At 65.7% G+C, this 14,027-nt stretch carries 15 protein-coding genes; 8 read left to right on the top strand and 7 right to left on the bottom strand.

Annotated elements, in window-relative coordinates; genetic code table 11:
* The 3 genes from VL52_RS03590 to VL52_RS03580 all read left to right on the top strand — a co-directional run.
* Nucleotides 1–259, top strand: a 259-nt coding sequence (locus VL52_RS03590) for an AMP-binding enzyme (protein ID WP_438939060.1), incomplete at its 5' end; no start/stop codon positions are given.
* Nucleotides 260–393: 134 nt separating this feature from the next.
* Nucleotides 394–1,356 (top strand): SphA family protein, encoded by a 963-nt coding sequence (locus VL52_RS03585; protein WP_046155738.1) that lies wholly within the window; start codon nucleotides 394–396, stop codon nucleotides 1,354–1,356.
* Between the two features lie 224 nt (nucleotides 1,357–1,580).
* The gene (locus VL52_RS03580; RefSeq protein ID WP_046155737.1) at nucleotides 1,581–2,291 is read left to right on the top strand and encodes a class I SAM-dependent methyltransferase; all 711 of its coding nucleotides are present in this window, start codon (nucleotides 1,581–1,583) and stop codon (nucleotides 2,289–2,291) included.
* 54 nt (nucleotides 2,292–2,345) lie between these two features.
* Here VL52_RS03580 and VL52_RS03575 read toward each other — a convergent pair whose 3' ends face one another.
* The 4 genes from VL52_RS03575 to VL52_RS03560 form a co-directional block, all read right to left on the bottom strand.
* A complete protein-coding gene (locus tag VL52_RS03575) occupies nucleotides 2,346–4,235 on the bottom strand; it encodes a methyl-accepting chemotaxis protein (RefSeq protein ID WP_046155736.1) in 1,890 nt (629 codons plus the stop codon).
* Between the two features lie 99 nt (nucleotides 4,236–4,334).
* A complete protein-coding gene (locus VL52_RS03570; protein WP_046155735.1) occupies nucleotides 4,335–4,880 on the bottom strand; it encodes a DUF4865 family protein in 546 nt (181 codons plus the stop codon).
* A complete protein-coding gene (locus VL52_RS03565) occupies nucleotides 4,877–5,281 on the bottom strand; it encodes a tautomerase family protein (RefSeq protein WP_046155734.1) in 405 nt (134 codons plus the stop codon). The genes VL52_RS03570 and VL52_RS03565 overlap by 4 nt, the downstream gene beginning before the upstream one ends.
* Before the next feature lie 10 nt (nucleotides 5,282–5,291).
* Nucleotides 5,292–5,606 carry a carboxymuconolactone decarboxylase family protein gene (locus VL52_RS03560; RefSeq protein ID WP_046155733.1) on the bottom strand — a complete coding sequence of 105 codons (315 nt, stop codon included), beginning with the start codon at nucleotides 5,604–5,606 and terminating at the stop codon, nucleotides 5,292–5,294.
* 105 nt (nucleotides 5,607–5,711) lie between these two features.
* On the opposite strand from VL52_RS03560, the gene VL52_RS03555 reads away from it, so the two are divergent.
* From VL52_RS03555 to VL52_RS03535, 5 genes are all read left to right on the top strand, one after another.
* Nucleotides 5,712–6,608, top strand: a complete 897-nt coding sequence (locus tag VL52_RS03555; protein WP_046155732.1) for a LysR substrate-binding domain-containing protein — start codon at nucleotides 5,712–5,714, stop codon at nucleotides 6,606–6,608.
* A gap of 25 nt (nucleotides 6,609–6,633) precedes the next feature.
* Nucleotides 6,634–7,410: an electron transport complex subunit RsxB gene (gene rsxB, locus VL52_RS03550; protein ID WP_046155731.1), complete on the top strand. Its 777-nt coding sequence runs from the start codon at nucleotides 6,634–6,636 to the stop codon at nucleotides 7,408–7,410.
* On the top strand, nucleotides 7,407–8,039 hold the full coding sequence (gene nth, locus VL52_RS03545) for an endonuclease III (RefSeq protein WP_046155730.1): 633 nt from the start codon (nucleotides 7,407–7,409) through the stop codon (nucleotides 8,037–8,039). The genes rsxB and nth overlap by 4 nt, the downstream gene beginning before the upstream one ends.
* 128 nt (nucleotides 8,040–8,167) lie before the next feature.
* The gene (locus VL52_RS03540; RefSeq protein WP_046155729.1) at nucleotides 8,168–9,634 is read left to right on the top strand and encodes a DegQ family serine endoprotease; all 1,467 of its coding nucleotides are present in this window, start codon (nucleotides 8,168–8,170) and stop codon (nucleotides 9,632–9,634) included.
* A 108-nt stretch (nucleotides 9,635–9,742) separates the two neighbouring features.
* On the top strand, nucleotides 9,743–10,402 hold the full coding sequence (locus VL52_RS03535) for a dihydrofolate reductase family protein (protein WP_046155728.1): 660 nt from the start codon (nucleotides 9,743–9,745) through the stop codon (nucleotides 10,400–10,402).
* 55 nt (nucleotides 10,403–10,457) lie between these two features.
* On the opposite strand, the gene bcaP is transcribed toward VL52_RS03535, so the two are convergent.
* The 3 genes from bcaP to VL52_RS03520 form a co-directional block, all read right to left on the bottom strand.
* Nucleotides 10,458–11,855: a branched-chain amino acid transporter BcaP gene (bcaP, locus tag VL52_RS03530; RefSeq protein WP_021476537.1), complete on the bottom strand. Its 1,398-nt coding sequence runs from the start codon at nucleotides 11,853–11,855 to the stop codon at nucleotides 10,458–10,460.
* A gap of 273 nt (nucleotides 11,856–12,128) precedes the next feature.
* Nucleotides 12,129–12,575: a hypothetical protein gene (locus VL52_RS03525; protein ID WP_046155727.1), complete on the bottom strand. Its 447-nt coding sequence runs from the start codon at nucleotides 12,573–12,575 to the stop codon at nucleotides 12,129–12,131.
* Nucleotides 12,576–12,687: 112 nt separating this feature from the next.
* Entirely contained in the window at nucleotides 12,688–13,956 is a 1,269-nt protein-coding gene (locus tag VL52_RS03520) for a carbohydrate porin (RefSeq protein WP_052729088.1), read from the bottom strand.
* Nucleotides 13,957–14,027: the final 71 nt, after the last annotated feature.

Below are 14,027 nucleotides of genomic sequence, written 5' to 3'. Positions count from 1 at the left end.
CGTGGTGCTTAAGGGCGAGCGGCCGCAGGGCGACGCCGCCAAGGCGGTGGCGGCCGAGCTGAAGAACTGGGTGGCGCACGAGATCGGCAAGATCGCGCAGCCGGACGACATCCGCTTCGGCGAAAACCTGCCCAAGACCCGTTCCGGCAAGATCATGCGCCGCCTGCTGCGCTCCATCGCCAAGGGCGAGGAAATCACGCAGGACGTGTCCACACTGGAGAATCCGCAAATCCTGGCGCAGCTGCAACAGCCGCTGTAAATCCCCGGTCCGCCGAGCCGGAGCCGCATCGCGGCTCCGGCTTTTTCATGTGCGGCCGCTCCTCTATTCCCCGTCATGATATTATGCCAAACTCAAATGGCATTCACCCCAGCCATACCGCAAGAGCTTCCTCCATGAAGAACAAGATCCTCCCCCTCGTCCGCCTCTCCTCGCTTTTCCTGGCGGCGGGATGCCTGTTCGCCGCGCCCGCCCGCGCCGACGAAGGCGGCCTGGGTTTCTGGCTGCCCGGCCAGATCGGCACCTTCGCCGCGGTGCGGAACGATCCAGGCTGGTCATGGACCTTCAGCGGCTATCACGCCTACGCCAATTCCGAGACCCGCAAGCAGAACAAAAACGGGCGGGTGCAGGACAGCGCCCTGAGCACGCCCAGCGACACCCTGTTCATCGCGCCCGCCTACACCTTCGCCACCCCGGTGGCCGGCGCGCAGGCGGCATTCTCGCTGACTGGCCTGTACGGCCGCACCGACGTCTACGACAACGAATCCACCACCACGGCGCGCGGCCGGACCCGCTCCGCCAGCAGCGACGACAGCCGCTCAGGCATCGGCGACCTGTACCCGATGGCCACGCTGAAATGGAAGCTGGGCAGCCACAACTACCTGGCTTACGCGACGATAGGCGTGCCGACGGGCGACTACGACGTCAACCGCGCCGCCAACCTCGGCCTCAACCACTGGTCGTACGACGCCGGCGGCGGCTACACCTATCTCAACGAGAACAGCGGCACCGAGTTCTCCGCCGTGCTCGGCTTCACCGTCAACCAGAAGAATCCGGACACCGGCTACCGCAACGGCGCCGACGCCCATCTGGACGTGTCGCTGTCGCAGTTTCTGAATGAGGATTTCCACATCGGCCTGGTCGGCTACGCCTACCACCAGCTCAGCAACGATTCCGCGCCCGGCATCGGCAACAAGAACCTGAAATCGCAAGTGGCCGCCCTGGGACCGCAAGCCGGCTACTTCTTCAAGGTGGGCAAGAACAAGTGGTACGCCAATCTGAAAGCCTACGACGAATTCGACGCCAAGAACCGCACCGCCGGCTGGAACGCCTGGCTGTCGCTGTTCGTGCCAATTTGATTTCCCACAGGATGGGCAAGCCCCAAGGCTTGCCCGCGCGAGCCTGTCAGGCTATCACGCTCCCGTCTTCATTCCGCAGGCCCCCACATGGGGGAAAATGGCTTTCCAGGCGTTCCGCCAATGCCGGCCCAAGCCTTCGGAATACCAGCTCCGCCCGCAGACTTGCGCCCCTCCGGCAAACGCATGGCGAAAGCCTACAACCTCCAAATGAAAGCCTGTAGCCGATGACGCCTTCCCCACCAGACTTCACTACCCTGAATGAAACAGAACTGGCTCGCCTTGACGCTCTCCTCGCCAGCGCTAATGAGAAATGGCCGTCGTTCTACGTGAATCGGCAACGCCCCTGCCCTTTCTTCATCGACGCGCCGGACGAAAACCTCGCTGGCTGGCTGGACGCTGGCCGCGTTGCGCCGGGACTAGCCATAGATCTGGGCTGCGGCCACGGCCGCAACGCCGTGCACCTGGCCGGCAAGGGATTTCGCGTTCGGGCCGTGGATTTCTCCGAATCCGCCATCGCCTGGGCCCGCGAGCGGGTCGCCGCCAGCGGGCAGCGCGTCGAAATCATCCAGGCCTCGGTATTCGAATTTCCATTCGAGGAAGGTTCGGCCGATCTGGTCTACGACGGCGGCTGCTTCCATCACCTCGCTCCGCATCGGCGGCATCAATACATGGCGCGTGTCGCCCGCATGCTGAGACCGGGCGGTCATTTCGGCCTGGTGTGCTTCGCGCCGTCAGGCGGCAGCGGACTCAGCGACGCCGAGGTATACGAGAAAAACAGCCTGGGCGGCGGGCTGGGGTACGACGAACGGCGCTTGCGCGAGCTATGGTCGCCATGGCTGGAAATAGAGGCCATCGCGCCGATGCGGGAGATGCCCGCATCCAGCCAGCTGTTCGGCAAGGATTTTCTGATGACGATGCTGGCGCGCAAAAAATAGGGCGGAAGCCCGGCGATATCGCGCTTCCGCCGCTGTTTGCAACTACGTTCCGGCTCACTCCAGCCGGAACCGCCCTATCATCTTGTCCTGCTCGGCCACGTCGGCGGCGGTGTCGTCGCAGTGCTGCAGCTGCACCTGGGCCGCGTCGCTGACGCGCTGGCCGATGTGCTGGATATTGCCGGCGCTGTCGTTGATTTCCTGCGTCATCCGGCTCTGGCGGTCGACCGCGCCGGCGATCTCGCCGTTCTTGGCGTTGATGTCGGAAATCACGTCCTGGATGCGCAGCAGCATCTCGCTGATCTGCTCGGCGTCCTTGACCGTGCTGCTGGCGCGCTCGCGGCTTTCGTCCATCTTCTGCCTCGCCTCGCCGACGCCGCGCTGCAGCTGCTCGATCATCGCGCGGATTTCCTGCGTCGCCTGCTGGGTTTGCGACGCCAGCTTGCGCACCTCGTCCGCCACCACCGCGAAGCCGCGCCCCATCTCGCCGGCTCGCGCCGCCTCGATCGCCGCGTTCAAGGCCAGCAAATTGGTTTGTTCGGCCACGCCGGTGATCACCCGGACGATGGACTCGATGTTCTTGCTGAACTCGGCCAGCTCGTTCATCGAGCGGGAGGTTTCGTCCAGCGTGTCGGCCAGGCGGCGTATCGACTGGCTGGACTGCGTCACCAGCGACACCCGGCTGCCGGTCTCCTCATGCGCCAGCCGCGCCGACTCGGCCACCGCGCCGGCGCTGGAGGTCATCTCGCCGGCGGCTTCGGCCATCTGGCGGATGGCCGCCACCAGTTGCTCCAGCTCCTGCTGCAGCCGGCTGGCCTCGCCGCTGCTCTGCCTCGCCTCTCCGGCGCTCTGTTCCGCGCCCTGCGACACCCGCGTCGAAATCTGGCGGATGTCGCCGATCAGCCGCTGCAGGTAGGCGATGAAGCGGTTCAGCTCCCGCGCCACTTCGCCGAATTCGTCATTGGACGATTCATCGACGCGGCGGGTCAGGTCGCCGTTGCCGCTGTTGAGCTCGGCCAGCGACAGCTTCAACTGCTGCAACGGCCGGCGCAGGATCTGCTGCATCAGCGTGCTCAGTATCGCCATGCTCAGCACCACGCCGATCACCGCGCCCCAAAAGCCGCGCCAGCCTATCTGCCTGGCCTCGGCCATCACCTTGTCCTCGTCCAGCACCACCCCCACCAGCCATTTGGCCGGCTGCAGGCGGTCCAGCGGGTGGAAGGCCACCATCAGCCGCTGGCCCCCGACCTCGAGCTCCTGCACCTTGTCGCCCAGCGCGGGCGCGGTGCCGCCGAACAGCTCGGCGACGCTCTTGCCGTTCAGCTTGGCGTCGGGATGGCTGATGATCTTGCCGTCGGACGACAGCAGGAAGGCGTAACCCGCGCCGTTGAACGTGGCGGTATTCAGCGCGTCCGAAACCGACTTCAGGCTCAAGTCGCCGCCGAAAGCCCCCTTGAACGCGCCCTTGTCGGTCAGCTTGGCCACCACCGAGATCAGGATCTCGCCGGACGCGGCGTCGGGGTAGGGATCGGTCAGGCCGACGCCGGCGGCGGCCTTGGCCACCGGGTACCACGGCCGCTTGCGGGCGTCCCAGGTCGGCGGCGGATTCCATGACGAATCGTTGGAGATCTTCTTGCCGTCGGTGTCCAGGCCGCCGAAGATCAGCTTGAATTCCTTCTTCAGCATCGGGCGCTGGAACACTTCCAGGATGCGATCGCCGCTGAAATTGGAATCTATGGTCTCCGACATCAGCTGGATTTGCGCCAGCTTGCCGTTCAGCCAGTTGGCGATCTGCTCGGCCAGCACCTGGCTGGTCTGGACCACCTCCTGCTCCTTGCCGCTGCGTATGCTGTCGGCGACGCTCAGGTATTGCAGCCACGACAGCGTGGACAAGGTGGCGGCCAGCACCAGCGCGGAAATCAGGCCGGCTTTGTGGGCGATTTTCATGACAGGCTGCCCGGAAAAGTGAGTATTTTCACCATAGCGCACCTGTACATACGTCCAAGCCATCTTGTTCATTTTTTTTACAAAAACCGTCTGTCCCTGCTAGCCGAGCGATACCCTGCCCACCCGGTAAAACTCGCTGACGCCGCCGCCGGCGGGCTCGCGCATCCGCCGCGACAAGCTCAGGCGGACCAAGGTCCAGCTCGCGGGATCGAAGGCTGCGGCGACGGCCAGCACATCCTCGCCGCCGCGCCAGCCTTCCTGAGCGGCCTTCAGAACATCCATGCCCGCCGAAGCCGCCATCGGCAGCCTCTCCACCAGCGCATAGCGAGCCTCAGCCACGTCGCCTCTCCATTGGCCGAACCAGGCAAACGCGCTCTCCACCGCCGGCCGGCCAAACGACGCGCACAGGGCGGCGAAGCCCGGGCCGGACAGGAAGTCGCGCATGCCTTCCGAAGTTCGCCACAGGTAGAACGGCGCGTAGGCGTTCACAGCCGCGCCATCCTCGCCCGCTCGGCTGTACAAATAGGCTTTGAGGCCCAGCCCCAGCAGGCCGTCGGTCAGATGGCCTCGCTCAGCGATGCGGCGCTCGATGATTTCCATCGGATAATCGGCCGGCAGCGCGATCCGGTAGCGCATGGCTATCATGGCCGCAGCGTCTCCGGCGGCAATTGCGACGCCTGGCGGCCATGGCTGAACGACCAGTTGTCCATCTCGCCATCGATCAACACCACCATCAGATCGGCTGGCGCCAGGCCCGGCGACGCGCTCAATCGCTCGGCCATCCTGGCGTAGAGCGCCGCCTTGGCCTCTTTGGTACGCGGCCGCCCCAAATGCAGCGTCACCTGCACGAAATCGTCGGAACGCGGGCCGCCGCCGTAATCCGGGTCGATGATCATCTCTTCGGCCTCATGTTGATGAATCACCTGGAAACGGTCCTTGGGCGGCACGGCGATGCACTCCACCATCGCTTGATGAATGCCGTCGGCCAGCGCGCGCAGATACTGCGGCGGCTTGCCTTTGCGCAGGGAAATGCGGGCATAGGGCATGACGCTCTCCTTATTCAGCTTGCGGGGTCAAAACCGCGTCCAATTGCTCAAGCGCGGCGGTGGCGGCTGGCCAGCCAGCATAGAAGGCCAGGTGGGTCAGCAGCTCGCCCAGCGCCTCGGCGCTCAAACCGTTCTCCAAGCCGCGACGCAAGTGGAAGTCCAGCGCATGCGGCCGGGCCTGGCCGATCAGGGCGGCAATGGTGGCCAGGCTGCGCTCGCGCGGGCTCAGGCCCGACCGCCGCCAGACATCGTCGAACAAGACCTGGCGCGACAATTCCGCCAGCTTGGGGGCCAGCCGGGGCATGGCGTCTGCATGGTTAAACATTCCTGGCTCCTTGGGTTGGGATGGCCATTGCACTGTAAACCAGTCACTAAATCCTTAAAATCAGATATATTTTTACAAATAGTTCCAAATTTCAGGACGGTTATCATGAGACGAACTTTATTGGATCTGGACGTGCTTGCCAGCCTCGCCTGCGGCGTGGAGCTGGGCAGCTTCGCCCGCGCGGCCGACAGGCTGGGCCGCTCCACCTCTGCCGTCAGCGCCCAGATGAAAAAGCTGGAGGAGCAGGCTGGAGTGGCCATTCTGCGGAAAAGCGGCCGCGGCCTGGAGCTGACGCCGGCCGGCGAGGTGCTGCTGTCCTACGCCCGCCGGCTGCTGGAGCTGAACGACGAGGCGGTGGAAGCGACGCGCGGCGCCTCATTGGCCGGCTGCGTGCGCCTGGGCCTGGCCGAGGATTTCGGCGAGGGCCTGCTGCCGCTGGCGCTGGGACGTTTCGCCCGCGCCTGCCCCGAAGTGCGGGTGGAAATGCGGGTGGCCCGCAGCCAGGAATTGCAGCAGCTGGTGATGGCCGGAGAACTGGATCTGGCGCTGGCCTGGGATTCCGGCCCCCGCGCGCCGCACAGCGCGGCCATCGGCCGCTACGCCGTGCACTGGATCGGCTCGGCCAGCGGCCAGCTCGCGCCCGGCCCGCTGCCGCTGGCGCTGTTCGATCCGCCCTGTGTCATCCGCGCCCAGGCATGCGGCGCGCTCGACCGGGCTGGCCGCCCCTGGCGCATGGCGGCCAGCGGCAGCAGCCTGGCTGGACTGTGGTCGGCGGTTCGCGCCGGGCTGGGCGTCAGCGCCCGCACCGCCGTCCAGCTGCCGCCCGGCCTGCGGATACTGGACCCGGCCCAGCACCGCCTGCCGCCCCTGCCCGCCATCGACCTGCTGCTGTGCCGCGCCGAAGCCCGTCCCGCAGCCCCGGCGCAGCGGCTGCACGACATTTTGCTGGCGCAATTGACCGCTCCGGGTGTTGAAGCGGAGGCGCTTAACATCGATAATTAACGGTTTTTGAAGCGGAATTCGAAGCATGCCCGTGATCAGCCTCGTCGAACGGATCGACGCCCTGCTGCCCCAGACCCAGTGCGGACAATGCAGCCACGCCGGCTGCCGCCCGTACGCGGAAGCGTTGGCGGAAGGCCGCGACCCGATCAACCGCTGCCCGCCGGGCGGCGAGGACGGCATCCGGGCGCTGGCGGAATTGCTGGGCAAGCCGGCCATCCCCTTCGATCCCGCCGGCCCGCAGCCCAAGCCGCGCGCGCTGGCCGTGATCCGCGAAGACAGCTGCATAGGCTGTACGCTGTGCATCCAGGCCTGTCCGGTGGACGCCATCGTCGGCGCGGCCAAACAGATGCACACCGTGATCGCCGACGAATGCACCGGCTGCGAACTGTGCCTGGCGCCCTGTCCGGTCGATTGCATCGACCTCGTCCCGGTGGCCGACCCCGCCGACGGCGAACGCGAGCGGGTGATGGCGCGCGCCGCCCAGGCGCGCAAGCGCTACGACGCCCGCCAGGCGCGCAAGGAACGCGACGCCGCCGACAAGGCCAAACGCCTGGCCGAGCGCGCCGCCGTGGCGGCGCAGCCTCAGTCAACCACGCCCTCCGCCCCAAGCGCCGAGCCTTCCCCGACGGTAAGCGCCGCCGACAAGAACGAGCTGATCCGCAAGGCGATGGAGCGCGCCAAACAGCAGGCGCCGGCAGCCGCCACCGCGTCCTCCGACAAGATGGCGGTGATACGCGCCGCGATGGAGCGCGCCGCCGCCATGAAGGCCGCCCAGCAAGAAGCAGACAAGGACCAAGAGTGAACGCCGCCACACGCCAAGAAATCTTCCGCCGCCTGCGCGACGACAACCCGCGTCCGACCACCGAACTGGAATATACGACGCCGTTCGAGCTGCTGATCTCGGTGCTGCTGTCGGCCCAGGCGACCGACGTGGGCGTCAACAAGGCGACGCGCCGGCTGTACCCGGTGGCCAACACCCCAACCGCGATGCTGGCGCTGGGCGAGGAAAGCCTGACCGAATACATCAAGACCATAGGCCTGTACAAGACCAAGGCCAAGAACGTGATCGCCACCTGCAGGCTGCTGCTGGAAAAACACGGCGGCGAGGTGCCGCAGACGCGCGAGGCGCTGGAAGCCCTGCCCGGGGTCGGCCGCAAGACCGCCAACGTGGTGCTCAACACCGCCTTCGGCCAGCCCACCATCGCGGTGGACACGCATATCTTCCGCGTCGCCAACCGCACCCGCATCGCGCTGGGCAAGGACGTGCGCGAAGTGGAGGACAAGCTGGTCAAGTTCGTGCCGGCTGAATTCAAGCTGGACGCGCACCACTGGCTGATCCTGCTCGGCCGCTACGTGTGCAAGGCCAGAAAACCCGAATGCCAACGCTGCGTGATCGCGGACCTCTGCGAATATCCGGCAAAACCGTTATGATAAAAATAGAGTCGAAATTCGATATCGATGACAGAAGACGGATTGTATATTCCACTGTTCGCCCCCATTTACCCTTTCGAATCAGCCAGCTAACAAGAGGATTGCCAGTGACAACGAGTCTTCGCATCATGGCCGGCGCCCTGCTCGCGGCGTCGTTACTGTCCGGCTGCGACAGAATCGAGCAGCTTGTCAAAGGCAGCAACCAGCCCGCCCCCGTCGCCATTCCCGCCCAGCAGGATGGCCGCGTAGCCATGCTGTTGCCCGACTTCACCCAGCTGGTCAGCCGCGACGGCCCGGCCGTGGTCAATATCCAGGCTACCCGCGAAAGCGGCGGAGCCGCGCCGCAACAAAGCGGCAACATGCCCTTCCCGGTGCCGGAAGACGACCCGCTGTACGACTTCTTCCGCCGCTTCATGCCCAACCAGCCGCCGCAGCAGGAGCAAGGACCGGAGGAAAGCGTATCCTACGGCTCCGGCTTCATCATCAGCAGCGACGGCTTCATCCTGACCAACGCCCACGTGGTGGCCGACGGCGGCCAGATTCGCGTCACGCTGACCGACAAGCGCGAACTGCGCGCCAAGCTGATGGGCCTGGACAAGCGTAGCGACGTGGCGCTGCTGAAGGTGGCCGCAGCCGACCTGCCGGTGGCCAAGATAGGCAATCCGGCCGATCTGAAGGTAGGCGAATGGGTGGCCGCCATCGGCGCGCCGTTCGGCTTCGACAACACCGTCACCGCCGGCATCGTCTCCGCCAAGGGCCGCAGCCTGCCGGACGAGACGCTGGTGCCCTTCATCCAGACCGACGTGGCGATCAATCCTGGCAATTCCGGCGGCCCGCTGTTCAACCTGCGCGGCGAAGTGGTCGGCATCAACTCGCAGATCTACAGCCGCTCCGGCGGCTTCATGGGCATTTCCTTCGCCATTCCGATCGACCTGGCGATGCAGGTGGCCGACCAGCTGAAGACCAAGGGCAAGGTCAGCCGCGGCCAGTTGGGCGTCAACATCCAGGAAGTGACCCAGGAACTGGCGCAGTCGTTCGGCCTGCAGCGCCCGTCCGGCGCGCTGGTGGTGCGCGTCGATCCCAAGGGTCCTGCCGCCAAGGCCGGCCTGCAAGCCGGCGACATCATCCTGAAGCTCAACAACCAGTCCATCGACAGCTCCAAGGACCTGCCGATGCTGGTGGGCTCGCTGGGCCCCGGCACCAAGATCAAGCTGGTGGTGTGGCGCAAGGGCTTCGAGAAGACGATGGAAGCCACGCTTGTGGAACAGGCGCCGGAGCCGGGCAACACCACGAAGCCGGCCAGCGACAACTCCCCGCAGGGCTACCAGTTCGGCAAACTGGGTCTGACGCTGAGCGAGCTGACGACCGACCAGCGCGCCGACCTCGGCATCCGCGGCGGCCTGCTGATCCAGAAATCGCAAGGCCCGGCCGCGCGCTCCGGCCTGATGCCGGGCGACATCATACTGGGGCTGAACCAGAACGACATCACCAGCATCAACGCGTTTGAAAAAGCGCTGGCCGGCGCCGGCGGCCACGCCGCGCTGCTGGTGCGCCGCGGCGAAGCGGTGCTCTACATCGCGCTGCGCACCGACTGAGCCCGTCCGCTCCGAATAAGCAACGCCGCCCAATGGGCGGCGTTTTTTCATCCCGTTTCCGCGTCTATAAATCGGACATGACTCGATTTCCCACCAATGGAGAACGCAATGGGCAAGCTGCGCGTAGCCTGCTTTTCCCTGTCCATAGACGGTTTCGGCGCGGGACCGGCGCAGAGCCTTGAGCACCCGCTGGGCATTGGCGGCATGGCCTTGCACCAATGGGCGTTCGCCACCGCCGCCTTCCAGCGCCTGCACAGCGGCGGCATCGGCGGCGAAGCCGGGGTGGACAACGGTTTCATCGAGCGCGGCTTCGACAATGTCGGCGCCTGGATATTGGGACGCAATATGTTCGGCCCGCTGCGCGGCCCCTGGCCCGATCTGGAATGGAAGGGATGGTGGGGCGAGGAACCGCCCTACCGCGTCCCGGTGTTCGTGCTGAGCCATCACCCCCGCCCCACTCTCGTCATGAAGGGTGGAACGACTTTCCACTTCATATCCGACGGCATCCTCTCCGCCCTGGATCGGGCCCGCGAAGCGGCCGGCGGCCGGGACGTGAGGCTGGGCGGCGGCGTCGATACGGTGCGGCAATACCTGCGCGCCGGCCTGATCGACGAGCTCCACCTCGCCATCGCGCCCACGCTGCTGGGAAGCGGCGAAGCCTTGTTCTCCGGGCTGGATCTTCCCGCGCTCGGCTACCAGTGCGAGGAGCTAGTGCCGGGCGAGCGGGCCTCCCACCTGCTGCTGCGCCGGCTCTGCGCGCCAGCCTGAGGCGGAAACAAAAAACGGAGCCCATGGGCTCCGCTTTGTCCGAACACGGCCCAGATCAGGCCGGATTGTGCAGCAGCGAGTTGCGCCGCGAGTAGCCGAAGTACACCACCAGGCCGATGATCAGCCAGGCGGCGAAGCAGGTCCAGGTCAGCAGCGACAGCTGGGTCATCAGGAAACCGCAGCACAGGATGGCCAGCGCCGGGATGGTGGGCACCGCCGGGCAGACGAACTTGCGCGGCAGGTCCGGCTCGCGCTTGCGCAGCACGATCACCGACAGCGCGATCAACGCGAATGCCGCCAGCGTGCCGATGTTCACCAGCTCGGCCAGCGTGTGCAGCGGCACGAAACCGGCCAGCAGCGCGATGATGGTGCCGATCAGCCAGGTGGCCTTGTACGGCGTGCCGTATTTCGGGTTCACCTCGGAGAAGATCTTGGGCAGCAGGCCGTCGCGGCTCATCGCGAACAGGATGCGGGTCTGGCCGTAGGTCATCACCAGGATCACCGTCATCATGCCCAGGATGGCGCCCAGATCGACGAAGCCGGCGAACCAGTCCAGCTTGGCCACCTGCAGCGCCAGCGACACCGGGTGGTCTACTCCGGCGAACTGCATGTAGGGCACGATGCCGGTCATGATGGCGGCCACCACCACGTACAGGATGGAGCACACCGCCAGCGACCAGATCACGCCGCGCGGAATGTCCTTGGCCGGGTTCTTCACTTCTTCAGCCGCGCAGGTGACCGCATCGAAGCCGATGAAGCTGAAGAACACGATGGCCGCGCCGTGGAACACGCCGGAGAAGCCGAACGGCAGCGCCGGTTCCCAGTTGGCAGGCTTCACGTGCCACACGCCGATGGCGATGAACAGCACCACCACCGCCACCTTGATCAGCACCACGATGTTGTTGACGCGCTTGGATTCCTTGATGCCGAAGGCCAGCAGCGCGGTGATGATCATCGCGATGCAGAAGGCCGGCAGGTTGAACAAGGTTTCCTTGCCCGGCACCGAGCCGGCGGCGGCGGTGAGCGCCTGCGGCAGCGTGACGCCGAAGCCGGACAACAGGCTCTGGAAGTAGCCGGACCAGCCGACGGACACCGCCGACGAGGCCAGCAGGTATTCCAGCAGCAGATCCCAGCCTATGATCCAGGCGATCAGCTCGCCCAGGGTGGCGTAAGCGTAGGTGTAAGTGGAGCCGGAAATCGGCAGCATGGAGGCGAATTCGGCATAGCACATCGCCGCGAAGCCGCAGGCGAAGGCGCTGATGACGAAGGAAAGCACCAGGCCGGGGCCGGCGATGGTGGCGCCGGTGCCGGTGAGCACGAAAATCCCGGTGCCGATGATGGCGCCGATGCCCAGCATGGTAAGGTCGAACGCGGAGAGCTCTTTTCTCAATCCGCGCGAAGTCTGAGCGGCGGCCAACATGCCCTGCACGCTCTTCTTGCGCATCAAACTCATTGTCTACTATCCCGTATCTTGCCCGCACCGGCCCGCGCCGCCGTACATGGCGGCGGCGCTGAAACGACAAGACGCCCGCTGTCCAGGCGGGCGCCTCATACTCGGATTCGGCTGTTTGTGATCTGATTTGTCCCACTGCGGCTGCCCTGTCTTGTCTGCCATATGCAGGCCATGCGCGCCGAGGCCATCGATACTACCGCAGGAGGCTGCGGTCACAATACGGGAAAACACCAATATCACACAAGCAAATAATCAATAGTCATAACAAACCAGTCACGGCAGCGGCATCCTGTCCACCAGCCGTCTCGCGGCCCGCTCCAGCTTGGCGCGGCGGTTGTCTCCATCGCCAAGCCGCTCCCGGCCGCTCCACAGTACCGCGCCATTTTCGCCCTTCACTGTCAGGCTCAGCTCGGCCCACTGCTCCAGCCGGTACGGCGGTTGCCGCCAGTAGCCGTCGTAACGCCAGTCCATAGGCTGCTCCACCCACTGCTGCCGCTGCTCCTCGGCGAAACACAGCCGCCAGCCCGGCGGCGGCCCCTCCTCCAGGCCCCGCAGCGCCAGCCTGGCGGACAGCCAGCCATGCCAATCGGCGCCGTCGCCGTCGGGCAGGCACTCCAGCCTGACGCGGGGCGTCGATGCCGCGGAGTCGCCGATATCCGCCCAGGCCAAGCCGGAAACCAACAGCAAGGCGGCCAAACCGCCCGTCAGCAAACCGCTCATCGCCCTCTCCCGATATGTCGTCATGCCAGACAGACTATCCCCAAACGACAAAGTGCCGCGACTCTCGCCGCGGCACCGTAAACAATCGTTTGCAAAACCGCTCAAGCCGCGTTTACCACCACGCCTCCAGCTGCACGCCGAAGGTATTGGCGTGGGTGCGGCCATTGGCGGCGAAGGTGGTCAGGTTGGCCTGCGCCGCCGCGTTGTTCCAGTTGTAATGGCTGGCGTACACCCGCAGCTCCGGCCGGGTCCAGAAGTCGGTATTGGGCGAGAACGCCACCGCCAGCGTGGCCTTGTTCAGCTGCTGCGCCGGCTGATCGTCGGCATTGCGCCGGGTCAGGCCGATCTCGGTCAGCAGCTTGATGTTGGCCGCCACGCCGTAGGACAAGCGGCCGCCGAGGGTGGCATCGCGGTATTTGGCGGCGTTGTCCGGCGCCGTCGTCTGCCAGCCGAGCACCGCCTGGCCGCCGAAGCGTCCGCGCTGCCAGTCCACCACTTCGGCGATGCGATTCTGCCGCGCGCCGGCCTGCGCCGCGCCGTTATTGTCGAGGTTATAAAACTGCCCGGACAGCGAGGCATGGCCGGTGGACGTTTGCAGGAACAGCGAATTGTTGACGCCCTGAGCCAGGAAATCCTTTTGATTGTGCAGCAGGCCCAGCGCCGCGCCGGGCTTGCCGATGGCGAAATCGCCTCCTATCGCCGCGCCGGTCAGCGTCAGTTTGCCGCCCGGGTTAGTCTCGATGCCGGCCAGCTGAAAATTGGCCCGGCGCGCGTTGTTGGGCGTGGCGTTGTCGTTGGCGTAGCTGCCGGACGAGGACACCGACAGGTTCAGCCTGACCTTGCCGACGGCGATGCCGTCCACGCCGGCGCCGTAGTTGTCGCCGTCCTGCATCAGCCAGTTGTCCAGGATGTGGATGTCCTGGACGCGGTGGTAGCGCTGGCCGGCCCACAGCGTCAGATTGGGCGCGAATTCCAGCCCGCTGATGTAGCCATAAACCTGCGAGGCGCTGGTCTTGCCGTTGTAGATGGTGGGCATCACGTAAGCGCCCCAGCTGACGCCGTTGCCCAGCGTCCATTTTTTGCCGACGCCGAATTCGATATAGGTGTCGCCCTCGTTGCCCAGGCGGAAATGCTGCAAATCGCCGCCCAGCTGGTATTGGCCCTTGGGCAGATTGTCGCCGGCGCTGCCGTAGAAGCCGCTGCGCAGATAGCCGTCGAACTGGAAGCCCATGTCGTCCAGCGCCTTCTTCACCGCGCCGCTCAATTGCTCGGCGCTGATCTGCGGCGCCGGCGCAGCGGCGGGCGCATCGTCCGCCCAGGCCGGCAGCACATTCCCCAACGGCATCAGCACGCACAGCCAGCTTATCGTTTTCGTCCTCATTCTTGTCTCCTTGTACTTATCGATGGTCGCGCGCCAGGCGCGGGCAAAGCTCCGCCCTGCCGGCCTGGCGG

Source organism: Chromobacterium vaccinii, from assembly GCF_000971335.1.
GTDB lineage: Bacteria > Pseudomonadota > Gammaproteobacteria > Burkholderiales > Chromobacteriaceae > Chromobacterium > Chromobacterium vaccinii.
Note: the sequence above shows the minus strand (reverse complement) of the source record. Positions and strands in the feature narration are given on the sequence as shown.